The 22,966-nt window shown below is 63.5% G+C and carries 19 protein-coding genes; 12 read left to right on the forward strand and 7 right to left on the reverse strand.

Going from position 1 to position 22,966, the window contains the following annotated elements; genetic code table 11:
* Window positions 1-177: 177 nt before the first annotated feature.
* Window positions 178-687 carry a histidine kinase gene (locus E6B08_RS08985; RefSeq protein WP_136913682.1) on the reverse strand — a complete coding sequence of 170 codons (510 nt, stop codon included), beginning with the start codon at window positions 685-687 and terminating at the stop codon, window positions 178-180.
* 362 nt (window positions 688-1,049) lie between these two features.
* Between E6B08_RS08985 and E6B08_RS08990 the strand changes: the two genes are divergently transcribed.
* Window positions 1,050-1,985, forward strand: coding sequence for a chemotaxis protein CheV (locus E6B08_RS08990; protein ID WP_136913683.1), 936 nt, complete (start codon window positions 1,050-1,052; stop codon window positions 1,983-1,985).
* Window positions 1,986-2,042: 57 nt separating this feature from the next.
* A complete protein-coding gene (locus E6B08_RS08995; protein ID WP_136913684.1) occupies window positions 2,043-2,846 on the forward strand; it encodes an MOSC domain-containing protein in 804 nt (267 codons plus the stop codon).
* A gap of 92 nt (window positions 2,847-2,938) precedes the next feature.
* Here the strand turns inward: E6B08_RS08995 and E6B08_RS09000 are convergent, their stop codons facing one another.
* Entirely contained in the window at window positions 2,939-4,867 is a 1,929-nt protein-coding gene (locus E6B08_RS09000; protein ID WP_136913685.1) for a transglycosylase SLT domain-containing protein, read from the reverse strand.
* A 222-nt stretch (window positions 4,868-5,089) separates the two neighbouring features.
* On the opposite strand from E6B08_RS09000, the gene E6B08_RS09005 reads away from it, so the two are divergent.
* The gene (locus tag E6B08_RS09005; RefSeq protein WP_136913686.1) at window positions 5,090-7,018 is read left to right on the forward strand and encodes an ATP-binding cassette domain-containing protein; all 1,929 of its coding nucleotides are present in this window, start codon (window positions 5,090-5,092) and stop codon (window positions 7,016-7,018) included.
* Between the two features lie 111 nt (window positions 7,019-7,129).
* Here E6B08_RS09005 and E6B08_RS09010 read toward each other — a convergent pair whose 3' ends face one another.
* A complete protein-coding gene (locus tag E6B08_RS09010) occupies window positions 7,130-7,570 on the reverse strand; it encodes a universal stress protein (RefSeq protein WP_136913687.1) in 441 nt (146 codons plus the stop codon).
* Between the two features lie 110 nt (window positions 7,571-7,680).
* Here E6B08_RS09010 and E6B08_RS09015 point away from each other — a divergent pair, with 110 nt between their 5' ends.
* The 7 genes from E6B08_RS09015 to E6B08_RS09045 all read left to right on the forward strand — a co-directional run bounded on the left by E6B08_RS09015 (window position 7,681) and on the right by E6B08_RS09045 (window position 15,838).
* Complete coding sequence (locus E6B08_RS09015; RefSeq protein WP_136913688.1) at window positions 7,681-8,118, forward strand: hypothetical protein; 438 nt, start codon at window positions 7,681-7,683, stop codon at window positions 8,116-8,118.
* Between the two features lie 434 nt (window positions 8,119-8,552).
* Window positions 8,553-10,700, forward strand: coding sequence for a fatty acid oxidation complex subunit alpha FadB (fadB, locus tag E6B08_RS09020; protein WP_136913689.1), 2,148 nt, complete (start codon window positions 8,553-8,555; stop codon window positions 10,698-10,700).
* 31 nt (window positions 10,701-10,731) lie between these two features.
* A complete protein-coding gene (fadA, locus tag E6B08_RS09025) occupies window positions 10,732-11,907 on the forward strand; it encodes an acetyl-CoA C-acyltransferase FadA (protein WP_136913690.1) in 1,176 nt (391 codons plus the stop codon).
* A gap of 79 nt (window positions 11,908-11,986) precedes the next feature.
* Entirely contained in the window at window positions 11,987-12,238 is a 252-nt protein-coding gene (locus E6B08_RS09030) for a DUF1653 domain-containing protein (RefSeq protein WP_136913691.1), read from the forward strand.
* 100 nt (window positions 12,239-12,338) lie between these two features.
* Window positions 12,339-14,948 (forward strand): type I DNA topoisomerase, encoded by a 2,610-nt coding sequence (gene topA, locus E6B08_RS09035; protein ID WP_136913692.1) that lies wholly within the window; start codon window positions 12,339-12,341, stop codon window positions 14,946-14,948.
* 89 nt (window positions 14,949-15,037) lie between these two features.
* Entirely contained in the window at window positions 15,038-15,553 is a 516-nt protein-coding gene (locus E6B08_RS09040) for a DUF6586 family protein (RefSeq protein WP_136913693.1), read from the forward strand.
* Window positions 15,554-15,604: 51 nt separating this feature from the next.
* Window positions 15,605-15,838, forward strand: a complete 234-nt coding sequence (locus E6B08_RS09045) for a hypothetical protein (RefSeq protein WP_136913694.1) — start codon at window positions 15,605-15,607, stop codon at window positions 15,836-15,838.
* Window positions 15,839-15,905: 67 nt separating this feature from the next.
* On the opposite strand, the gene sulA is transcribed toward E6B08_RS09045, so the two are convergent.
* Together sulA and lexA are read right to left on the reverse strand one after the other, a co-directional pair.
* Window positions 15,906-16,382, reverse strand: coding sequence for an SOS-induced cell division inhibitor SulA (gene sulA, locus E6B08_RS09050; RefSeq protein WP_136913695.1), 477 nt, complete (start codon window positions 16,380-16,382; stop codon window positions 15,906-15,908).
* Between the two features lie 13 nt (window positions 16,383-16,395).
* Entirely contained in the window at window positions 16,396-17,004 is a 609-nt protein-coding gene (gene lexA, locus E6B08_RS09055) for a transcriptional repressor LexA (protein ID WP_136913696.1), read from the reverse strand.
* A 243-nt stretch (window positions 17,005-17,247) separates the two neighbouring features.
* On the opposite strand from lexA, the gene E6B08_RS09060 reads away from it, so the two are divergent.
* Both E6B08_RS09060 and nagZ read left to right on the forward strand, forming a co-directional pair.
* A complete protein-coding gene (locus E6B08_RS09060) occupies window positions 17,248-17,955 on the forward strand; it encodes a TetR/AcrR family transcriptional regulator (protein ID WP_136913697.1) in 708 nt (235 codons plus the stop codon).
* Window positions 17,956-17,993: 38 nt separating this feature from the next.
* The gene (gene nagZ / locus E6B08_RS09065; RefSeq protein ID WP_192938687.1) at window positions 17,994-18,992 is read left to right on the forward strand and encodes a beta-N-acetylhexosaminidase; all 999 of its coding nucleotides are present in this window, start codon (window positions 17,994-17,996) and stop codon (window positions 18,990-18,992) included.
* 67 nt (window positions 18,993-19,059) lie between these two features.
* Here nagZ and E6B08_RS09070 read toward each other — a convergent pair whose 3' ends face one another.
* Both E6B08_RS09070 and E6B08_RS09075 read right to left on the reverse strand, forming a co-directional pair.
* Window positions 19,060-22,386 (reverse strand): DEAD/DEAH box helicase, encoded by a 3,327-nt coding sequence (locus E6B08_RS09070; RefSeq protein WP_136913699.1) that lies wholly within the window; start codon window positions 22,384-22,386, stop codon window positions 19,060-19,062.
* Between the two features lies 1 nt (window position 22,387).
* Window positions 22,388-22,957: a CsiV family protein gene (locus tag E6B08_RS09075; RefSeq protein ID WP_136913700.1), complete on the reverse strand. Its 570-nt coding sequence runs from the start codon at window positions 22,955-22,957 to the stop codon at window positions 22,388-22,390.
* Window positions 22,958-22,966: the final 9 nt, after the last annotated feature.

Genomic DNA, 22,966 nt, shown 5'->3' on the forward strand with positions numbered 1-22,966 from the left:
ACGGGGCGATCCTGCCGTTTGCAGGACCAGTCGATATGGCTAAATGCTACTATTGAAATGCACGCCAAATGCAACTTCGCCGCTTGCGCATATCGCCTGGCGATGCAACTTGTTCAACTTCGCAATCTGCGTGAAAGGGGGGCGCACACGCATGGGCTTAGTTGCTCTTCGCTGCCGCTAGTGCGTGCGACTGGTCGCGCCGGAAAGGTCTGTGCCCGGTAGGTGAGAATGTGGGTGGGCACACAAGCTGCCGCTGCTGTTGCAGGCCATGCACCCCTGAGGCAGGGGCTGGCCGAGCGCGGAGGCCAGGTCGGTCAGCAAGTCGGTCTGCTCGCTGGCGTCGAGGTTCAGGCGTCCGGTATGAACATCGACCAGCTCGAGCTGCCAGGCCAGCAGGGTCAGGCAGGCTTCCACGGCAGGTAGGGCTTCGGACAGCAGGCGCTGCTGGTGGCACGCAGGGGCGAGCAGCAGTTGCAGATCGGCGGCGTAATGGGCGACTTCGATCAGGCCGAATTCGCTGGCGCGACGGGCGAGGGTGTCGAGGGCATCGTGCAGGCAATGACAGGCGTCAGGATCGTTATCGATCAGTTCCAGGTGATGCAGGCATTCCTGGGACTGCGTCAACAATACCTGCGCGTCCAGCAGGAAGTCCTGCAGGGCGCTGCTTTGCGAGGGTGGTATGTCCATCATGAGGCTCCGGCACGGGGGGCGGGAGCAAGGGGTTGCCACACCAAGACGATTGCTAGCAAAAGCCTGACTCCATTCATGCAATGAGAATGGCGTCACATTAATGGCTAAAGGATATCGCGAACATCAGGTTGCGCCCGATTGTGGCTAGGGGTTTCCCTGATGGGCTTCTAGGGTGCGACAAAGTGCAACAGCCACCCGGCAAGGGCTGGAGACGGCTTGAATGCTCGAAGTAAAGCATGATGGTAAAGTGATATCAATTGGCTTCGCAGCAATTTTCCCAAGGGGTCAAGCTGGGCGCGAAGCCGCCGATACAGGGCAGATGATTTCACCTTTTCCGACTCAAGCCTGGGGGCTTTCCAATGGCTGGCATTCTCGACACAGTAGACCAACGCACGCAACTGGTAGGTGAGAACCGCCTGGAAATCCTGATGTTCCGCCTGGCGGGTCGCCAGTTGTTCGCAATCAACGTGTTCAAGGTCCAGGAAGTGCTGCAACTGCCCAAGCTCACCCTGATGCCGCAACGCCATGCGTACGTCTGCGGCGTGGTCAACCTGCGCGGCCAGACCCTGCCGGTGATCGACCTGTCCCAGGCCATTGGCATGCGCCCGCTGCAACCGGGCCCTGGCAGCACCATCATCGTCGCCGAGTATAATCGCTCGGTGCAAGCCTTCCTGGTGGGTGGGGTCGACCGCATCGTCAACATGAACTGGGACGCCATCATGCCGCCGCCGACCAGTGCCGGACGTCAGCACTACCTGACCGCCATCACCAAGGTCGATGACCAGTTGGTGGAGGTGATCGACGTGGAGAAGGTGCTGGCGGAAATCGTGCCGTACAACGCGCGGGTGTCCAATGACAAGCTGGCCGATCCGGTGCTGGCGCGTGCCCGTGGTCGCGAGGTACTGCTGGTGGACGACTCCAGCGTGGCCCTGGCGCAGTTGCGTGACACCCTCTCGCAGTTGGGCATGAAGCTGCATGTGGCCAGCGACGGCCTAAAAGCGTTGCGTATGCTCAAGGCCTGGGCCGATGCCGGCGAGGATGTGTGCGAGAAGCTGTTGATGGTGTTCACCGATGCCGAAATGCCCGAAATGGACGGCTATCGCCTGACTACCGAGATCCGCAACGACGCGCGCCTGCGTCGCCTCTACGTGGTGCTGCATACGTCGCTCTCGGGCAGTTTCAACGAGTCGATGGTGAAGAAGGTCGGCTGCGACAACTTCCTGTCCAAGTTCCAGCCAGACCGCTTGGTGGAGGTGGTCAAGCAGCGTCTGCAACTGGATACCGCTGCTGGGTGATCGCCGAGCCTGGCGGGTATAAGCTGGGCACTTTGCGATGGCACGAGGCAGGTGGGGATGTTTCTCAGCGAGTTGTATCTATATCCGGTGAAGTCGGGGCAGGGGCAATGCCTGCAGGCATCGCAGGTGGATCACCTGGGGCTGCAGGGCGACAGGCGCTGGATGGTGGTGGAGGCGGACAACGGTCGCTTTCTGACCCAACGCGCCTGGCCGCAGCTGGGACGCATCCAGGCAAGCTACGGCGATGCCGGACAGTTGCTGCTGGAAGCCCCTGGGCTGGGGCGCCTGGAGGTGCAGGTTCCGGCTGGCGAGGAGGACCTGCGCGGTGTGACCATCTGGCGCGACACCCTGCGAGTGCCCGATGCGGGCGACGAGGCTGCGGCCTGGCTCAGCCAATTGCTGGGCAAGCCGGTGCGGCTGGTGTACTGCCCCGAGCCGCGGGCGCGCTATCTGCCCAATGGCTACGGCCTGAACAGCGACCGGGCGGCGTTTCCCGACGGATTCCCCTTGTTGTTGATCGGCCAAGGCTCGCTGGACGAACTGAACCGGCGCATTGGCCGGCCCATGGAGATGCTGCGCTTTCGGCCGAACCTGGTTGTGCAAGGGGCGCAGCCGTTCGCCGAGGATGGCTGGAAGCGGATTCGTATCGGTCAATTGCAGTTCCGTCTGCTCAAACCCAGTGTGCGTTGCATCCTCACCACGCTTGACCCGGCCACCGGTGAGCGCAGTGCCGATCGCGAGCCGTTGACCACGCTCAAGACGTTCCGTGAAAAGGATGGCGACGTGCTGTTCGGCCAGAATGTGGCGGTGGACGGCAGCGGCGTGCTCGAGGTGGGGATGCCGGTGGAAGTGTTGGAGTAGCGCAGTACCTGTGGGAGCGGCCCTGCGTCGCGATTGGGCCGCAACGCGGCCCCATTGCGACCCAAGGCCGCTCCCATGGTCAGGCCCTGGCTTTACATATCGTCGAAGTAGCGCTCGTGCCAGTCCACCAGCGGTTGCGGTGAATTGAGCTTCTGGCCGTAGATGACCGAATAGGACAGCACGTTCTGCACGTACTGGCGCGTCTCGTCGAACGGAATCGATTCGACCCACACGTCGAAGCTCAGGTGTTTGGCGCCCTTGAGCCACTGCCGCACGCGCCCGGGGCCAGCGTTGTAGGCTGCCGAGGCGAGTACCCGGTTGCCGTTGAACTGACTGTGCACCTGGCTCAGGTAGGCCGCGCCGAGCTGGATGTTCTTGTCCGGGTTCAGCACCTGTGCGGGCGAGGCCAGCGGAATGCTGAACTTGCGCGCGGTCTCCTTGGCCGTGGCCGGCATCAACTGCATGAGGCCGCTGGCGCCGACGGGGGAGCGGGCGTCTTCCATGAAGGCGCTTTCCTGGCGGGTGATGGCGAACACCCAACTCGAGTGCAGGCCGCGGACCTTGGCTTCGCGCACCAGGGTGTCGCGGTGGGCCATCGGGAAACGAATGTCCAGGTCGTCCCAGTACTTGGCCTGGCTGATGGTGCGGATGGCCGGGAAGTACCAGCGCAGGTCATAGGCCAGGCGGGCCTGGGCGACCATCTCGTCGCGGTTGAAGTGCCGGCTGACGTGGTACCACTCGCGCCGGCCTTCGACGATCTGGCCGCGGGCGTGGAACTCCAGGGCACGCTGGATGCCTGGGGTATTGCGCACCTTGTTGACCAGTTGCGGGCTGAGCACCAGTGGCCGGTTGTTCAACTGGTAGGGCGTCTGCGCCCGGTCGGCGGCCAGGAAGCCATAGAAGTCGCGCTCGCGGGCCACGGTCTTGTACAGCAGCGGGATCTGCGGGTTGTTCGGCTGGGCCAGTTCCAGGCTGCGCGCTTGCCAGTACTGCCAGCGGCTGCTGGTGGCCAGCTCCTGCGGCAGGCGCTTGGTCAGCTCGTAGGCCTCTTCCCAGCGGCCCAGGCGCAGCAGCAGGCGCAGGCGCCACTCGCTGACGGTGTTGTCGCGCAGTTCCGGGTCGTAGCGGGTCATCAGGTCGAGCGCGCGCGGATCGTAGCGGCGGGCCAGGGTCAGGCCGATCTCTCGGGCAATGGCGACTTTTTCGTCGCGCGAGAAGTGCATGCGCTGGGCATAGTCGTCGAGCAGCGCCATGGCCCGGTCGGGGTCCTGGCGGGCCAGCCGGCGCAGGCCCAGGCTGACCACGTCGGACATCGCCTCGTTGGCCGGAGCGAAGCGCGAAGGCTGGTTGAGCAATTCGGGTTTCTGCGCCACATCGACCAGCAGTTTGCCCTGTGCGCCCAGCGTTGGCAGGGTCTTGACCAGGCTGTTGGCCAGGCTGTAGTTGCGTGCCTGGGCGGCCAGCTTGGCACGCTGCCAACGCTTGGCCTCGGTCAGCTGGCCTTCGGCGGCCCACATGCCGAACAGGGTGTCGCAGGTGGCAGGTTGCGACTTGCCGACGTTCCAGGCTTTTTCCGCGGTGGCGAAACCCTCGGCGCGCAGGCCGTGGCTCAACTCGTACTGGCCGTTCAGGCAGTCGAGCTCGGTGAAGTTGAGCTTGGGGTCGTAGTAACGGCGGAAGGTGTCCCACTCGCCGCGCTCGGCCAGCCAGCGTAGCCAGCGCAGTTTCATCCAGTTGGCCTGGGGCAGGTCGCCATGTTTGGCGAGGAAGCCTTCGATCTCTTCGTTGCTGGCGGTTTTCAGGCGAGCGGTCAGCTCGTCGTAGGCCAGGTACGGCGTCAGTGGGTAATCGCGCAGCGCCTGGGCGTAACGCAGGTAGGGGCCCTTGTCGCCCTTGGCCAAGGCACGTTTGGCCTCGTCGTAGAACTGGCGTTGCTGGGAAAGGTCGGTGGCCTGCGCCGCGCTCGCGGTGGTGGCGGTGAACAGCAGGCATGAAGCGATCTGTAACAGGCGGCTGCGCATGATACGTCCGGGCAGTTGAACCATGGGGTAGTGACGGCGGAGCCAGCACTGTTCGAAGCTGATTGGCTTAGCTTAGCCGTTTGCCGGCAGTGGGTGAAAGCACTGTGCTTGTATCAAGGCATTTACCGCGACCGGGCGTCGTAAAGCCTTGTTACCCAGGACGGGCTGATGCCGTGCAGGCCCAAGTCAGGTAGAATGCGCCCCCGCTTTCAGGAGACGAACATGACCCTGCTCAAATTCAGCGATGTGTCCCTCGCATTCGGCGCGATGCCGCTGCTGGACAAAGTATCCTGGCAGATCGCCCGTGGCGAGCGGGTGTGCATCATCGGTCGCAACGGCACCGGTAAATCGAGCATGCTGCGCCTGGTCAAGGGTGAGCAGAAGGGCGACGACGGAGAGATCTGGCGCGCCCCCGGCCTGAAGATCGGCGAGTTGCCGCAGGAGCTGCCTGTCGCCGACGAGCGCAGTGTGTTCGACGTGGTGGCCGAGGGCCTCGATGGCGTGGGTGCCTTGCTCGCCGAATACCACCACCTGAGCCAGAATATCCAGGGTGACGAAGACCTGGACAAACTCATGCATGTCCAGCACGAGCTCGAAGCCCGGGACGGCTGGCGCCTGCAGCAGGTGGTGGAAAGCACCCTCAGCCGCCTGCAACTGCCTGCCGACAAGACCCTCGCCGAATTGTCCGGCGGCTGGCGTCGCCGTGTGCTGCTGGCCCAGGCGCTGGTTTCCGAGCCAGACCTGCTGCTGCTCGACGAGCCTACCAACCACCTGGACATCGGCGCCATCGCTTGGCTCGAAGAGGCGCTGAGCAGCTTCAACGGTGCGGTGCTGTTCATCACCCACGACCGCTCGTTCCTGCAGAACCTGGCCACCCGCATCCTCGAACTCGACCGCGGCGGCCTGATCGACTGGAACGGTGACTACGCCAGCTTCCTGGTGCACAAGGAGGCCGCGCTGGCCGCCGAGGAAACCGCCAACGCCTTGTTCGACAAGCGTCTGGCCCAGGAAGAGGTGTGGATCCGTCAGGGCATCAAGGCCCGCCGTACCCGCAACGAAGGTCGCGTGCGTGCGCTCAAGGCATTGCGCGTCGAGCGCAGCGAACGCCGTGAGCGCCAGGGCAAGGCCAACATCCAGATCGAGGCGGCGGAAAAATCCGGCAAGCAGGTCATGGTGCTGGAGAATGTGAGCTTCGCCCACGCCAATGGTCCGATGCTGGTGAAGGATTTCTCCATGGTCCTGCAGCGCCAGGACCGCATCGGCCTGCTGGGTGCCAATGGTACCGGCAAGACCACCCTGCTCAAGCTGATGCTCGGCGACCTGGAGCCCACCTCAGGCAAGGTCGATCGTGGCACCAAGCTGGAAGTCGCCTACTTCGACCAGATGCGTCACCAGCTGGACCTGGAGAAGACCGTGATCGACAACCTGGCCGAAGGCCGGGACTTCATCGAGATCGATGGCCAGAACCGTCATGTGCTCAGCTACCTGGGCGACTTCCTGTTCAGCCCCCAGCGTGCCCGCACGCCGGTCAAGGCCCTGTCCGGTGGCGAACGCGCGCGCCTGCTGCTGGCCAAGCTGTTCAGCAAGCCGGCCAACCTGCTGGTGCTCGACGAACCGACCAACGACCTCGACGTCGAGACCCTCGAGCTGCTCGAGGAAGTGCTGTCCAACTACAAGGGCACGGTGCTGATGGTCAGCCACGACCGAGCCTTCCTCGATAACGTGGTCACCAGCACCCTGGTGTTCGAAGGGCAGGGCAAGGTGCGCGAGTACGTGGGTGGCTACGAGGACTGGATCCGCCAGGGCGGTTCGCCGAAGTTGCTGGGCGTGACCGAGAGCAAGGGCGGCAAGTCCGAGCTCAACAGCGCGGTGGTGGAAAAGCCTGTAGTCGAGGCAGCGCCCGAGCCCGTTGCCGCAGTGGCCGACGCTTCGAAAAAGAAACTGAGCTACAAGCTGCAGCGCGAACTGGAAATGCTGCCGGGGCAGATCGACGAACTGGAGCAGCGCATGGCGGTGGTTCAGGAGGAGGTCAACGCGGCGGGCTTCTATCAGCGTCCGATCGAGGAGACGTCGGCGGTGCTGGCGCAGCTGGAGAAGCTGCAGGGCGAGCTGGATGTGCTGGTCGAGCGCTGGGCTGAGCTGGAAGGCTGATGCGTGTTTGATCTGTAGCGGCCTCTTCGCGGGACAAGCCCGCTCCCACAGGTGTACCGCAATGCTTTGTGGGAGCGGGCTTGTCCCGCGAAGAGGCCGCTGCAGCCTACATCATTCCTTCTTCTGCAACCGCACCGCCAAGACATCGCACGGCGCGCCATGCAGCACGTCGTTGGCGGTGGAGCCCAGCAACAGTGCCAGGCCATGCCGGCCATGGCTGCCGACCACGATCAGGTCGCATTGCTGGTCCTTGGCCAGTTGGTGGATTTCCTGGCGTGGCTGCCCGTAGGTAAGGTGCGAGTCGCCACGGTTGATTTCAGGGTACTTGTTGAACAAGCGGTCCATGCGCTCCTTGGCCTGATCGAACTGCTGCTGTTGCAGCTGCGACAGGTCCATCGGCACGTCACCGCCGAAAGCCATGGCCATCGGTTCGACGATATGCACCAGCGAGACCTTGGCCCCCGTGGGTTCGGCCAGTTTCATGGCACGCTTGATCACCGGGTCGCATTCTTCGGTCAGGTCGACGGCGACCAATAGATGTTCGTAGGGCATGAGCAGTACTCCTGACAATCGCGATAGTAGAAGTATGGTCGCTTTATGGCAGGTCTTCCGTGAAAGATGAGTAACCCGCTCATTTGCAACGCTTTATGGAATCTACAGATATGACGGTATGGCTGGTTGTGTCAATCCTTGCGCTGGTTCTCAGCCCGCTTTCGTGGTTGCGCCTGTCGCGCAAGCAGGGCGAGCAGATGACCTTGCGCCTGGAAGCGCGGCGCATGGGCCTGGCCATGCAGCTGGCGCCTCAGCAATGGCCGCACTGGCTCGAGCGGGAGCCGCCGAGCCCTTGCCCGCAATATCATCGGGCGCGGCGCCGGGGCCACGAGGATTGCTGGTGCTACTGGCAAGTCAGCCCTGGGGTGTGGTGGAACCAGTGGCGGGAAGTGTGCGAGGACGCGCGCCTGGCAGAGGTGTTCGCTCGTCTGCCCGAGACCGTTTACAAGGTCGAGGCCGACAAACGCATGATCGCCTTGTACTGGAGCGAGCGTGGCGAAAAATCTGTATTGCAGGATATTGCCCACGCCTTCGACACCCTCGCATAAAAAATGCGGAGGTGGTCGAACCACCCCCGCATCTACCTCGATAAGGCCAGGCAGGCCGGACAAGCCCCCTCACTATAGCCGGTAATCTCCAGCTGGCACCATCCATTGCAGCGATCGCTGTAAAAATACGGTCAATCGTCGACATGAATGGTCGGCAATCACCGTCATCATGCGTACTACCGTTATTTGGCAGCATGACCGGAAAGTCGCGTTTTCAGCCTGCTTTCGAGCATTTGACAACGCCGATCTTTTCGGAGAATGTGTGCACACCCAAATCAAACGGGCGTATGAATTGAGCGTTTGTATGTCACACCGCTCGTACAGAATCCCGACTATCGCGCCGATGGGTGAGCCTGGGGCAAGGGCCGCAAGGCGGGCTTGGCCATCAGCGATCGGCGTGTACAGTTCAGCTTCCATATCGTGGAGATCAGTTGATGATTTACGAAGGTAAAGCCATCACGGTTAAGGCTCTTGAAAGCGGCATCGTCGAACTGAAGTTCGACCTCAAGGGTGAGTCCGTCAACAAGTTCAATCGCCTGACCCTGGACGAGCTGCGCCAAGCCGTCGATGCCATCAAGGCCGACGCCTCGGTCAAAGGGGTGATCGTCAGCAGCGGCAAGGACGTGTTCATCGTCGGCGCCGACATCACCGAGTTCGTCGATAACTTCAAGCTGCCCGAGGCCGAACTGGTTGCCGGCAACCTGCAAGCCAACCGTATCTTCAACGCATTCGAAGACCTCGACGTGCCAACCGTCGCTGCCATCAACGGCATCGCCCTGGGTGGCGGCCTGGAAATGTGCCTGGCGGCCGACTACCGGGTCATGTCCAGCAGCGCCAAGATCGGCCTGCCGGAAGTCAAGCTGGGCATCTACCCAGGCTTCGGCGGTACCGTTCGCCTGCCGCGCCTGATCGGCTCGGACAACGCCATCGAGTGGATCGCTGCGGGTAAGGAAAACCGTGCCGAGGACGCCCTGAAGGTCGGCGCCGTCGACGCCGTGGTGGCGCCTGAACTGCTGTCGGCTGCGGCCCTCGACCTGATCAAGCGCGCCATCTCCGGCGAGCTGGACTACAAGGCCAAGCGTCAACCGAAGCTGGACAAACTCAAGCTCAACGCCATCGAGCAGATGATGGCCTTCGAAACTGCCAAAGGTTTCGTCGCCGGCCAAGCCGGGCCGAACTACCCGGCGCCGGTCGAGGCCATCAAGTCGATTCAGAAGGCTGCCAACTTCGGCCGTGACAAGGCCCTGGAAGTCGAGGCCGCAGGCTTCGCCAAACTGGCCAAGACCTCGGTCGCCGAAAGCCTGATCGGCCTGTTCCTCAACGACCAGGAGCTCAAGCGCAAAGCCAAGGCGCACGACCAGATCGCCCGCGAAGTGAAGCAGGCCGCCGTGCTCGGGGCTGGCATCATGGGGGGCGGCATCGCCTACCAGTCGGCGGTCAAGGGCACGCCGATCCTGATGAAGGACATCCGCGAGGAAGCCATCCAGCTGGGTCTGAACGAGGCCTCCAAGCTGCTCGGCAAACGCGTCGAAAAAGGCCGCCTGACCCCGGCGAAAATGGCCGAGGCGCTCAACGCCATCCGCCCGACCTTGTCCTATGGCGACTTTGCCAACGTCGACATCGTGGTCGAGGCCGTGGTCGAGAACCCGAAGGTCAAGCAAGCGGTACTGGCGGAGGTGGAAGGCCAGGTCAAGGAAGATGCGATCGTCGCTTCCAACACCTCGACCATTTCCATCAATCTGCTGGCCAAGGCGCTCAAACGCCCGGAAAACTTCGTCGGCATGCACTTCTTCAACCCGGTGCACATGATGCCGCTGGTGGAAGTCATCCGTGGCGAGAAGTCCAGTGACGTGGCCGTTGCCACCACCGTTGCCTACGCCAAGAAAATGGGCAAGAACCCGATCGTGGTCAACGACTGCCCGGGCTTCCTGGTCAACCGCGTGCTGTTCCCGTACTTCGGCGGCTTCGCCAAGCTGGTGAGCGCTGGCGTCGACTTCGTGCGCATCGACAAGGTCATGGAAAAGTTCGGCTGGCCCATGGGCCCGGCCTACCTGATGGACGTGGTCGGCATCGACACCGGCCATCATGGCCGTGACGTCATGGCCGAAGGCTTCCCGGACCGAATGAAGGACGAGCAGCGCTCGGCCGTCGACGCCCTGTACGAGGCCAACCGCCTTGGCCAGAAGAACGGCAAGGGCTTCTACGCCTACGAGACCGACAAGCGCGGCAAGCCGAAGAAAGTCTTCGATGCCACCGTGCTCGACGTGCTCAAGCCGATCCTGGGCGAGCAACGCGAAGTCAGCGACGAGGACATCATCAACTGGATGATGATTCCGCTGTGCCTGGAGACCGTGCGCTGCCTGGAAGACGGCATCGTCGAGACCGCCGCCGAGGCGGACATGGGCCTGGTCTATGGCATCGGTTTCCCTCCCTTCCGCGGTGGCGCGCTGCGCTACATCGACTCGATCGGAGTGGCCGAATTCGTTGCCCTGGCCGACCAGTACGCCGACCTGGGCCCGCTGTACCACCCGACCGCGAAGCTGCGTGAAATGGCCAAGAGCGGCCAGCGCTTCTTCAACTGAGTGGTCAACGAGCTAGAGCGAGATTATTGATATGAGCCTGAATCCAAGAGACGTGGTGATCGTCGACTTCGGTCGCACCCCGATGGGCCGCTCCAAGGGTGGCATGCACCGCAACACCCGCGCCGAAGACATGTCGGCGCACCTGATCACCCAGTTGCTCGCACGCAACGACAAGGTCGATCCGAAAGAAGTCGAGGACGTGATCTGGGGCTGCGTCAACCAGACCCTGGAGCAGGGCTGGAACATCGCCCGCATGGCCTCGCTGATGACGCCGATCCCGCACACCTCTGCCGCGCAGACCGTGAGCCGCCTGTGCGGTTCGTCGATGAGCGCGCTGCACACCGCTGCCCAGGCGATCATGACCGGCAACGGCGACGTGTTCGTCATCGGTGGTGTCGAGCACATGGGCCACGTCAGCATGATGCATGGCGTAGACCCCAACCCGCACCTGTCCTTGCATGCCGCCAAGGCTTCCGGGATGATGGGCCTGACTGCCGAGATGCTCGGCAAGATGCACGGCATCACCCGCGAGCAGCAAGACCTGTTCGGCCTGCGTTCGCACCAGTTGGCGCACAAGGCCACGGTCGAAGGCAAGTTCAAGGATGAAATCATCCCGATGCAGGGCTATGACGAGAACGGCTTCCTGAAGGTGTTCGATTTCGACGAGACCATTCGCCCGGAAACCACCCTCGAAGGCCTGGCGTCGCTCAAGCCGGCATTCAACCCCAAGGGCGGCACCGTCACGGCCGGTACCTCGTCGCAGATCACCGATGGCGCCTCGTGCATGATCGTCATGTCTGGCCAGCGTGCCATGGACCTTGGCATCCAGCCGTTGGCGGTCATTCGCTCGATGGCGGTGTCCGGCGTCGACCCGGCGATCATGGGCTACGGCCCGGTGCCGTCGACCCAGAAAGCCCTCAAGCGTGCCGGCCTGACCATGGCCGATATCGACTTCATCGAGCTCAACGAAGCCTTCGCCGCACAGGCCCTGCCGGTGCTCAAGGATTTGAAAGTGCTCGACAAGATGGATGAGAAGGTTAACCTGCACGGCGGCGCCATCGCTTTGGGCCACCCGTTCGGTTGCTCCGGGGCACGGATTTCCGGCACCCTGCTCAACGTCATGAAGCAGAACGGCGGCACCCTGGGTATCGCCACCATGTGCGTGGGCCTGGGCCAGGGCATCACCACTGTCTTCGAACGCGTCTGATCGCGTTGCGAGGCAGCAGCCGGGGCCTAGTGCCCCGGTTTTTGTTTTTTACAGGTTTTGTTTCAAGAGGACAGGCGACATGCAGATACAACCAGGCGTATACCGTCACTACAAGGGGCCTGAGTACCGTGTCTTCAGTGTCGCACGGCATTCCGAAAGCGAAGAGTGGATGGTTTTCTACCAGTGCCTGTATGGTGATTACGGGTTCTGGGTGCGGCCACTTTCGATGTTCCAGGAGTCCGTCGAGGTTGACGGCGAGCAGGTGCCGCGCTTTGCTTTGGTCAAGGCCGAAGCGGGGTTGCCTGAGCTGTCGGGGAAAGCCGACGAATAGTCGACCGAACTTGACCTCACTGTTTCGCCACTATATATAGCGGTGCCGCGTCCGGCACCTGACGCGTTTTTCATCTTCAGATTCAGGAATACTCCGATCCATGGGCAAATCGCTGGTCATTGTGGAATCCCCGGCCAAGGCCAAGACCATCAACAAGTACTTGGGCAACCAGTACGTGGTGAAGTCGAGTATCGGCCATATCCGAGACCTCCCCACCAGCGGTTCGGCCAGCGCGAGCAAAGAGCCGGCCGCCAAGCGTGGCAAGGCCGCGGGTGAGGCTCCGGCGCTGTCGCCGAAGGAAAAGGCCCGTCGTCAGCTGGTGGCACGCATGGGCGTCGACCCGGACCACGGCTGGAAGGCCAAGTACGAGATCCTTCCCGGCAAGGAGAAGGTGATCGAAGAGCTGCGCCGCCTGGCCAAGGATGCCGACACCATCTATCTCGCAACCGACTTGGACCGCGAAGGGGAGGCCATTGCCTGGCACCTGCGCGAAGCCATCGGTGGCGACGACACCCGCTACAAGCGCGTGGTGTTCAACGAAATCACCAAGAAGGCCATCCAGGACGCCTTCTCCCAGCCGGGCGAGCTGGATATCGATCGGGTCAACGCCCAGCAGGCTCGCCGCTTCCTCGACCGCGTGGTCGGCTACATGGTTTCGCCGCTGCTGTGGTCCAAGATCGCCCGTGGCCTGTCGGCCGGGCGGGTGCAGTCGGTGGCGGTGAAGCTGGTGGTGGAGCGTGAACGCGAGATCCGTGCCTTCATCCCCGAGGAATACTGGGAAGTGCACGCCGACCTGGGTACTGCCAAGGACGCCAAGGTGCGTTTCGAGGTGGCCCGGCAGAACGGCGAGGCGTTCAAGCCGCTCAACGAAGCCCAGGCCATGGCGGCCCTGGAGCAACTGAAGGCGTCGAGCTACAGCGTGGTCAAGCGCGAAGACCGCCCGACCAGCAGCAAGCCTTCGGCCCCGTTCATCACGTCCACCCTGCAGCAGGCAGCGAGCAATCGTCTGGGCTTCGGTGTGAAGAAAACCATGATGATGGCCCAGCGTCTTTACGAGGCTGGCTACATCACCTACATGCGTACCGACTCGACCAACCTGTCGGTCGATGCGCTGGACATGGCGCGTAGCTACATCGAGCGCGAGTTCGGCAAGCAGTATCTGCCGGAGGCCCCAGTGGTGTACGGCAGCAAGGAAGGCGCCCAGGAGGCGCACGAGGCGATTCGCCCGTCCGACGTCAACACCCACCCGACCAAGCTCAGTGGCATGGAGCGCGACGCTGAACGCCTGTACGAGCTGATCTGGCGTCAGTTCCTGGCCTGCCAGATGCCGCCGGCGCAGTACCTGTCGACCAGTGTCACGGTCGCGGCTGGCAACTTCGAATTGCGTGCCAAGGGTCGCATCCTCAAGTTCGACGGTTACACCCGTGTGCTGCCACAGCAGAGCAAGCCGGGCGAAGACGACGTGCTGCCGGAAATGGCCCAGGGCGAGGTGCTCAAGCTGATCCAGCTCGACCCGAGCCAGCATTTCACCAAGCCGCCGGCACGCTTCACCGAAGCGAGCCTGGTCAAGGAAATGGAAAAACGCGGTATTGGCCGTCCGTCGACCTACGCCGCGATCATTTCGACCATCCAGGACCGCGGCTACGTGACGCTGCATAACCGCCGGTTCTACTCCGAGAAGATGGGCGACATCGTCACCGAGCGCCTGTCCGAGAGCTTCTCCAACTTGATGGACTACGGCTTCACCGCCGGCATGGAGGAAAATCTCGACGACGTGGCCCAGGGCGAGCGCGACTGGAAGAACGTCCTTGACGAGTTCTACGGCGATTTCAGCAAGAAACTGCTGACCGCCGAGTCTGCGGAGGATGGCATGCGGGCCAACCAGCCGACCATGACCAACATTCCGTGCAAGGAGTGTGGCCGGCCAATGATGATCCGCACCGCTTCCACTGGCGTGTTTCTCGGCTGCTCCGGCTATAGCCTGCCGCCGAAGGAGCGTTGCAAGGCAACGGTGAACCTGGTGCCGGGCGATGAAATTGCCGCCGACGACGAGGGTGAATCGGAATCGCGCGTCCTGCGCGGCAAGCACCGTTGCCCGATCTGCGCCACGGCTATGGACGCCTACCTGCTCGACGAGAAGCACAAGCTGCACATCTGCGGTAACAACCCGGATTGCGCGGGCTACGAGATCGAGGAAGGCAGCTACCGGATCAAGGGCTACGAAGGGCCGAGCCTGGAGTGCGACAAGTGCGGCAGCGAGATGCAGCTCAAGACCGGCCGTTTCGGCAAGTTCTTCGGTTGCACCAATCCTGCGTGCAAGAACACGCGCAAGCTGCTCAAGAGCGGCGAGGCGGCGCCACCGAAGATGGACAAGGTGGACATGCCCGAGCTCAAGTGCGAGAAGGTCGACGACACCTACGTGCTGCGTGACGGTGCTTCGGGGCTGTTCCTGGCTGCCAGCCAGTTCCCGAAAAACCGCGAGACCCGTGCGCCGCTGGTGCTGGAGATTCTGCCGCACAAGCATGAGATCGATCCTAAGTACCACTTCCTGTGCGACGCGCCGCAGAAAGACCCGGATGGCCGCCCAGCGGTAATCCGCTACAGCCGCAAGACCAAGGAGCAGTACGTGCAGTCCGAGGTCGATGGCAAGCCGACCGGGTGGAAGGCGTTCTACGACGGTAATGCCTGGAAGGTGGAAGACAAGCGCTGATCGGTTAGCGCTTTGCTTGGGGCCGCTTTGCGGCCCCAATCATTTATGATGCAGCTATTGGCCTTGCAGCCTCATGGGAGGGCACCGAAATGGCCCAGGAACTCTACACCCGTACCAACCAGAAACTGTTCTTCGCCGGCCTCGCCCTCGAATCGATGGCCAAGGCCGAACAGAGCCAGGCCATGAATGCCCAGGGCCTGGTTCAGGCCGAGCGTGAATCTGCGCTGTTTCACCTCTACGGCGCGCTGTTGGGGCTGTGTCATGAGATTGGTGGCTTTTACCGCCTGCCCGTCGCCAGCAGTGTGGAAAACGTGCTGGCTGATGACGCACTGAACGACATCGCCATCCCTGAGGTGGCTGAGTTGCTCGAGCTGGCGCGTCAGCGCGAAACCTGGCTGGCGCAAATGCTGGGGGCTTATGCCGATTTGTTCCGACCGCCGGTCGCTAGAAAAACCGCGAAAACCGACGTCACCCAACCCTTGATCCAGGCCGTCAATCTCGACGAAGCCGAGGCGCCGGCGTTGTCGCGCGACGAGTTGGAAAGCTGGCGTGGCAATCTCAAAGGCTTGGTGAGGCGTTTCCGCGACGCGTTGAGTGAGTGCTGATCCCGGCTGCGGCTGGTACACTAGCGGCCTTTCGTGGAGAACTGCCCCATTATGTCTACGTCGTTTCTGGAAATTGTCGAGTTGCCGGATGGCCGAATCGAACTGCGTCGTGCCGAGGACGAAGGCTCGCTGGTAACGTTGGAATTTTCGGAGGACGCCAAGGTGTTCCTGCAAGGCCAACACGTGGAAGTGGCCAAGGCCATGTTGAGCGTGGGTGTGCAGATGGCAGGGCGCTTGATGGATGGTGAGCTCGAGCGCGACGAAGGGCCGCGCGTACTGCACTGATTCTTTTCAGTACCAGCTCATTCAATGCCAGGGTGTCAATCCTGGTGTTGCAGACAAAGCCTGAACATCAGCCAAGGCGGATGTTCAGGCTTTGTGCGTTTCCGGTGCTGGCGGCGCGGGTCAACTGTTGGCGACTGCTGGCGTTGATGTTGCCCAGCCAGGTGACCACGGTGTGACTGCGGCCCAGGCGAAGGGCTTCACGCGCCAGTTGCAGGGCACTCTGGGTGCCGCGAGGATGTAATAGCAGGATGCGTTCGCGGTTCAGTCCGGCATCTCGCAGCCAGGCCTGGGTCAGGCTCGCCGGCGGTGCGATGAGGGTGAGCCAGCGTGCATCTTCCTCTTCGCTCAGCTCGCGCAGGACGGGAGCCAGCAGGCTCTGGCAGTGCTCAGGGGCGCCGCGCAGCGTCAGTTCGCTGAACAGCTCCGGCTCGCTGCTCTTGGGCGCCGGCTCCTGAGGCTTGAGCCCTGGCAGCACGGGTTGCGCCAGGAAGGCCTCAAAGAGCGGAAGCTGGACCTGTTGGGGTGCTTGGATGAACTGCTGCATGACGCCTCCTGATTCAGCGGCGAATGACGCCGACGCTCAAGCCCTCGATCACCAGTTCCTGTTCTTTCAGGTCGACTTCGATGGGGGCGAATTCCGGGTTCTCGGCCAGCAGCCAGACCCTGCTGCCCTCGCGCTTGAAGCGCTTGACGGTGACTTCGTCACCGATACGGGCGACCACGATCTGGCCGTTGCGGGCCTCGCGGCAGGTGTGCACGGCCAGTAGGTCGCCGTCGAGGATGCCGACGTCCTTCATGCTCATGCCGTGCACGCGCAGCAGGTAGTCGGCTTGCGGGTGGAAGAATGCCGGGTTGATGTTGCAGGATTGCTCGATGTGCTGCTCGGCAAGGATCGGTGCCCCCGCAGCGACCCGGCCGATGATCGGCAGGCCGGCTTCCTCGGCCTTGGCCTCGTGGCCAGGGATGCGGATGCCGCGCGAAGCGCCTGGGGTCATTTCGATGGCCCCCTTGCGGGCCAGGGCCTTGAGGTGTTCCTCGGCAGCGTTGGGCGACTTGAAGCCCAGCTCCTGAGCGATTTCCGCACGGGTTGGCGGGAAGCCGTTGTCGTCGAGGCAACGTTTGATGAAGGCCAGGATTTCGGCTTGGCGTGGCGTCAGTTTCAACATGGCGGGTCGCTCTGTCTTTTTATACAGTGACTGGGATTATATACAGTAGGTGGCGCACTGCAAGCGCCGCGCCGCGACAAAGCCCGTCAAGCAGCCCTCGCGCGACCCTCGACGCAGCGCCAGCGTTGGGTTGCAGCGAGAAACGCCAGGCTGTGATTTAATGGCGACCAGGCGGTCACGAGTATTGACAGGGCCCAGGCTGAAACGTATGTTTCAAACACCTGTTTGTCTGGCGGAGTAGTCATGGCCCAATCGGAAACCGTTGAACGCATTCTCGATGCTGCCGAGCAGCTGTTCGCGGAAAGGGGGTTCGCGGAAACCTCATTGCGCCTGATCACCAGCAAGGCCGGGGTCAACCTGGCGGCGGTGAACTACCATTTCGGCTCCAAGAAGGCGCTGATCCAAGCTGTGTTCTCGCGCTTTCTCGGGCCGTTCTGCGCCAGTCTGGAACGCGAACTGGAGCGGCGGCTGGCCAAGCCGGAGCAGAAGCCCAGCCTCGAGGAACTGCTCGAGATGCTGGTCGAGCAGGCGCTGATCGTGCAGCCACGCAGCAACAACGATCTCTCCATTTTCATGCGCTTGCTGGGCCTTGCCTTCAGCCAGAGCCAGGGGCATCTGCGGCGCTACCTGGAAGACATGTACGGCAAGGTGTTCCGCCGCTACATGTTGCTGGTCAATGAGGCCGCGCCGCGCATTCCGCCGCTGGAGCTGTTCTGGCGCGTGCACTTCATGCTTGGCGCTGCGGCGTTCAGCATGTCGGGTATCAAGGCGTTGCGCGCCATTGCCGAGACCGATTTCGGCATCAATACTTCCATCGAGCAGGTGATGCGCCTGATGGTGCCGTTCCTGGCCGCGGGCATGCGTGCCGAAAGCGGCGTTACCGACCAGGCCATGGCTGCCGCCCAGCTGCGACCGCGCAGCAAGACCGCAGCCAGCACCGCCAAGGCCTAACCGAAAGCCCCAATTAAGGATTGCCTATGACCGTCAGCCTGCACGGCTCCCTGATGGTAGATATCGCCGGCCACTGGTTGACCGCCGAAGACCGCCATCTGCTGCGCCAACCCCAAGTCGCCGGCCTGATCATCTTCGCCCGCAACATCGCCAGCCCGCGCCAGGTGCGTGAGCTGTGCGCTTCGATTCGCGCCATTCGCCCCGACCTGATCCTCGCTGTGGATCAGGAAGGCGGCCGGGTGCAGCGCCTGCGCCAAGGCTTCGTGCGCTTGCCGGCCATGCGGGCCATCGCCGATAACGCCAATGCCGATTACCTGGCAGAGCAATGTGGCTGGTTGATGGCCACCGAAGTGCTGGCGGTTGGCCTGGACCTGAGCTTTGCCCCGGTGCTCGATCTCGACCACCAGCGCAGTGCCGTGGTGGGTACCCGTGCCTTCGAAGGGAATCCCGAGCGCGCCACGCAACTGGCGGCGGCGTTCATCCGCGGCATGAACGCCGCCGGCATGGCAGCCTGTGGCAAGCACTTCCCCGGCCATGGCTGGGCGGAGGCCGATTCCCATGTGGCCATCCCGACCGACGAGCGCAGCCTGGCGCAGTTGCGCCAGGCCGACCTGGTGCCGTTTACCCGGCTCAGCGGGCAGTTGGCGGCGGTGATGCCGGCGCATGTCATCTATCCGCAGGTGGACAACCAGCCGGCCGGCTTCTCGCGCCGCTGGTTGCAGGACATCCTGCGTGGCGAGCTTGGTTTCGACGGGGTGATCTTCAGCGACGACCTGTCGATGGCTGGCGCGCATGTGGTGGGCGATGCCGCCAGCCGCATCGAGGCGGCATTGAGCGCGGGTTGCGACATGGGGCTGGTGTGCAACGACCGGGCGGCAGCGGAACTTGCGTTGAGTGCGGCGCAGCGCTTGAAGGTCAAGCCGTCGCCGCGGATTGCGCGGATGCGTGGGCAAGGGTTTGCGCGTACCGATTATCGCCAGCAGCCGCGGTGGCTGGAGGCCTTGGGGGCGTTGAAGGACGCGCAACTGGTCGAGTGAATGTGGGGCCCAGGCGGCCTCATCGCCGGCAAGCCGGCCCCTACAGGGTCGATGAGGCCAGTCAGGATCAGCGTGCCCGCTTCCCGGGCAACGGCGCGAACAGCGCTTCGATCTCGTCATCCCCCAGACGCCATTGCCCGGCCTGCCCGCCGTCGAGCAGGCTGGCGGCCAGCGCGGCTTTTTCCTGCTGCAATTGCTGGATCTTCTCTTCCACCGTACCCCGGGTGATCAGCTTGAACACGAACACCGGCTTGTCCTGGCCAATCCGATAGGCGCGGTCGGTGGCCTGGTTTTCACTGGCCGGGTTCCACCATGGGTCGAAGTGGATCACGGTATCCGCCGCCGTCAGGTTCAAGCCGGTGCCGCCGGCCTTGAGGCTGATCAGGAACACTTCGCTATCACCGTTCTGGAACTGCTTCACCGGCGCGCGCCGGTCGCGGGTGTCTCCAGTCAGCAGGCTGTAGCGCACCCCGCGTTTTTCCAGCTCCAGCTCGATCAGCGCAAGCATCGAGGTGAACTGGGAAAACAGCAGCACCCGCCGGCCTTCGCTGAGCAGCTCGTCGAGCATCTCCAGCAGAGCGCCAAGCTTGCCCTTGTCGGCCTGGTTGCCCTTGACCTCCAGGCCGCGGACCAGACGCAGGTCACAGCAGACCTGGCGCAGCTTGAGCAGCGCGTCGAGAATCACGATCTGGCTGCGCGCCGCGCCATTGCGGGCGATCTCGTCACGCACCTTGTTGTCCATCGCCACCCGCACCGCCTCGTAGGTGTCGCGCTGGGCGTCGCTGAGCTCGACCCAATGCACCATCTCGGTCTTGGCTGGCAGTTCGGTGGCCACTTGCTCCTTGGTCCTGCGCAGCAGGAACGGGCGGATGCGTGCGGCCAGGTGGGCCATGCGCTCGGCGTCGCCGTGGCGCTCGATGGGGGAGCGGTAATCCTGGTTGAAGCGTTTCGCGTCGCCCAGCCACCCCGGCATCAGGAAGTGGAAGATCGACCACAGCTCGCCCAGGTTGTTTTCCATCGGCGTACCGGTCAGGCACAGCCGCTGGTTGGCCTGCAGCTCGCACACCGCCTGGGCCGCCTTGCTGGTGCTGGTCTTGATGTTCTGCGCCTCGTCGAGTACCAGCACATGCCAGGGCTGGGGGCGCAAGTGTTCGAGATCGCGAGGCACCAGGGCGTAGGTGGTGAGCACCAGGTCGTACTCGTGCAGCTTGGCGAAGTGCTTGCTGCGGGCCGCGCCCTGCAATGCCAGCACACGCAGCCCAGGCGCGAAGCGCTGGGCTTCGTCGAGCCAGTTGGGCACCAGGCTGGTCGGCATCACCGCCAGCGCTGGGGTCTGCAGGCGCCCGGTTTGTTTTTCCAGCAGCAGGTGGGCGAGGGTCTGAAGGGTCTTGCCCAGGCCCATGTCGTCGCCAAGAATGCCACCGGTGCCCATCTCGCGCAGCGCCTGCAGCCAGTTCAGGCCTTGCTGCTGATAGGGTCGCAGGGTGGCATCGAGCCCGGCCGGGACTTCGACCTGCATCTCGCGGGCATCGCGCAGGCGCCGGCCAAGGTCGCGGACATGTTCGCCACCTTGCCACTGCAGCGGCAGGCCTTCGATGTCGTTGAGGCGCGTGGCATCGGCGCGGTCCATGCGCAGGCTGGGGCCGACCGCGTCTTCGTGCAGGTACAGCTCGCCGAGCGTGCCCATCACCGCCTTGATTCGCCCGTAGGGCAGGGCGACGCGCAGCGCTGGGCTGTCCAGGCGGCCGCGGTTGAGGTCGATCAGCAGGTGCTCGTCGTCGCTGCGCCGCGCCAGTTCGCTGGGGCGCAGCAGCTCGGGATTGCTGCGCAGGAGTTGCAGCACGATCGGCAGCAGACTGTGGCGCTGGCCATCGACGACGATGCCCAGTTCCAGGTCGAACCATTCGTGGCCGGGCGCTTCATCGATGTGTGCATACCAATCATCGACATCGTGCAGGTTGAAGGCGAAGTCGCGGTTGGTGTCGATTTCCCAGCCGGCTTCGCGCAGGCGTGGCAGGCCATCGCGGGCGAACTGCAGCCAGGCCTCGTCGTCAGGCAGTTGCAGCATCTCGCCGGCACTGTCGGGCAGGGCCTTGCTCTGGCGGGTAGCGGGCTTGAAGCCGAGGTCGCGCAGCTTCTTGCGCAGTGCCTGCTCGGCCTCGGGCTGGCGGCGTATGCGCTGGCTGGTAGCGCCGACCAGGCGGGTCAGGGGCTTGTCTTCAGTGCCGCTGGTGCGCAGGCCGTCATAGTTGAATGACAGCGCGGCGCGGTGTTGCATCTGCCGTTGCATGCGGCCGGTCTTGGGCATGTAGGCGCTGAATTCGAGGCTGCCGAGGGTCAGGCGCCCGCGGGGGCGGATGTCTTCGACCTGCTCGCTGCTGACGGCAGTCGGCGTCGGTACCTGACGGTTCAAGGCGTTCAGTCGATGGCTCAGGGGAACCACGAGGTGTTCGGGGACAACGGGGGCGCGGGCAAGCTGGCTGGCGATGAACGGGTCGAGGCCGTGGAGCAGTTTGCCGACCTGGCGCGTTTGCGTGTCGATGTAGTGCATCGGCTCGGTGGGCAATGCCTGCAGTGCGCGCTGGTCGTCGAGGTGCCAGGCCCCCCGGTAGCTGCCGTTGTCCAGCCTGACCCAACGAAATTCGGCGTGCAGCTCTGGCCCGGCGAGCAGGGCCTGTGGTTCGTCTTCGTACAGCAGATGCCCGCTGGCCAGGGCGTAGCCGAGCAGTTCCGCGCCTTGCTTGCCCTGCAGGTCGACCACCGGCAGCGATGTTTCGCTGCGCGCGTCGATCAGGCGCAGCAGGCGCGCATCGTCTTCGGTCACGTAGCGCGGGGTGTAGTAGATCAGTTCGGACATCGAGGTGATGCGGCCGAACTTCAGGCTGCCATCGGCCTGCCGGGTGCCCTTGGTGGCTTCCAGCTGGCAACGTTCGTGGTCGATATGGATGCGGTAGTAGATGGCCGGGCCCTTGCGCACGGGCTCGCGGGCCGCTGCAGGCCTGGCGGGAGACTCCAGGCCCTCGACCCACAGGTCCAGGTCCGGTGGCAGCGACAGTGCCGCCTGTTCCTTGGGCATCTGCGGGTCGACGTGGCCGACACCGGCTTGCAGCTGTAGGAGCGCAGCGACGCAATGCTTGCAGTTGATGCCGACCGGGCAACTGCAGCGTCCGAAGATGCGCAGGTCGTTGCCGTTGATCACCAGCTTGATGTCCTGCTGGTAGTGCTGGCCAGCAGAGCCGCGGCAGGTCGCCTCGATCGCAGTGCCTTGCTGCGACAGGATCCGGGTCCGCGCTTGCGCGGCGTAGTCCCGGCCTCGGATCAAGGTCTTGCTGTCGATGAAGTCGACCCAGTTGGGGTGCGCCCTCAGAAGCTGCTGCGCCTCGCGCCCACTCACATCACTGCTCCATCATCTCCGGGTTCGCCGGCATCTTCGGCGCAATGGGTGGGGTGACCTTGAGCAGCAGCGCCAGGTGGCCGCCGTCGATGAAGGTCAGTTGGCCGCCCTTCATGTTGCTGTTGATCTGCTTGAACTGCTCGCTGCGCAACACGTTGCCGTTGCTGTCGAGGTCGTTGACCCAGAAGTTGGCCTGGACGCTGATGAAGCGGCCCTCGGTGAGGCTCAGGTTGCCTTCGATGGGGAAGTGGCCAAAGCGCTCTTCACCTGCGCCCAGGGCGATGCGGCTCGGCTCGCTGCCGACCTGTTGCTGCCAGGCCTTGTGCAGCAGCACGGTATAGTCGGCGGTGGCCTCCAGGCGGGTGGCTTCGTCCTCCAGCGCCAGGCGCCGTTCGGCGCTGCTGTCCAGGCGTGGTGCGCCGGCGCTCCAGTCTTCGGGGGCGAACGGGCTGGTCACCGCAGGCACGGCGTTCTGCCGCACCAGGATCATTTCTACCTGATACAGGCCTTCGGCGAAGGCGGCTGGCGCGAACAACGCCAGCAGCAGGGTCAGGCAACGGATGGCACGCATGGATCTTCC

This window comes from Pseudomonas putida (genome assembly GCF_005080685.1).
Classification (GTDB): domain Bacteria; phylum Pseudomonadota; class Gammaproteobacteria; order Pseudomonadales; family Pseudomonadaceae; genus Aquipseudomonas; species Aquipseudomonas putida_V.

Bases quoted from the DNA above. Each gene is read 5' to 3' on its own strand.
- E6B08_RS09015 (WP_136913688.1), top strand. From the start codon at position 7,681: ATGACGGTATGGCTGGTTGTGTCAATCCTTGCGCTGGTTCTCAGCCCG.
- E6B08_RS09005 (WP_136913686.1), top strand. From the start codon at position 5,090: ATGACCCTGCTCAAATTCAGCGATGTGTCCCTCGCATTCGGCGCGATG.
- sulA (WP_136913695.1), bottom strand. From the start codon at position 16,382: ATGCAGCAGTTCATCCAAGCACCCCAACAGGTCCAGCTTCCGCTCTTT.
- E6B08_RS09075 (WP_136913700.1), bottom strand. From the start codon at position 22,957: ATGCGTGCCATCCGTTGCCTGACCCTGCTGCTGGCGTTGTTCGCGCCA.
- E6B08_RS09010 (WP_136913687.1), bottom strand. From the start codon at position 7,570: ATGCCCTACGAACATCTATTGGTCGCCGTCGACCTGACCGAAGAATGC.
- fadB (WP_136913689.1), top strand. From the start codon at position 8,553: ATGATTTACGAAGGTAAAGCCATCACGGTTAAGGCTCTTGAAAGCGGC.
- E6B08_RS09030 (WP_136913691.1), top strand. From the start codon at position 11,987: ATGCAGATACAACCAGGCGTATACCGTCACTACAAGGGGCCTGAGTAC.
- E6B08_RS09000 (WP_136913685.1), bottom strand. From the start codon at position 4,867: ATGCGCAGCCGCCTGTTACAGATCGCTTCATGCCTGCTGTTCACCGCC.
- E6B08_RS08995 (WP_136913684.1), top strand. From the start codon at position 2,043: ATGTTTCTCAGCGAGTTGTATCTATATCCGGTGAAGTCGGGGCAGGGG.
- lexA (WP_136913696.1), bottom strand. From the start codon at position 17,004: ATGTTGAAACTGACGCCACGCCAAGCCGAAATCCTGGCCTTCATCAAA.
- fadA (WP_136913690.1), top strand. From the start codon at position 10,732: ATGAGCCTGAATCCAAGAGACGTGGTGATCGTCGACTTCGGTCGCACC.
- E6B08_RS08990 (WP_136913683.1), top strand. From the start codon at position 1,050: ATGGCTGGCATTCTCGACACAGTAGACCAACGCACGCAACTGGTAGGT.
- E6B08_RS09045 (WP_136913694.1), top strand. From the start codon at position 15,605: ATGTCTACGTCGTTTCTGGAAATTGTCGAGTTGCCGGATGGCCGAATC.
- E6B08_RS08985 (WP_136913682.1), bottom strand. From the start codon at position 687: ATGGACATACCACCCTCGCAAAGCAGCGCCCTGCAGGACTTCCTGCTG.
- E6B08_RS09040 (WP_136913693.1), top strand. From the start codon at position 15,038: ATGGCCCAGGAACTCTACACCCGTACCAACCAGAAACTGTTCTTCGCC.
- topA (WP_136913692.1), top strand. From the start codon at position 12,339: ATGGGCAAATCGCTGGTCATTGTGGAATCCCCGGCCAAGGCCAAGACC.
- E6B08_RS09060 (WP_136913697.1), top strand. From the start codon at position 17,248: ATGGCCCAATCGGAAACCGTTGAACGCATTCTCGATGCTGCCGAGCAG.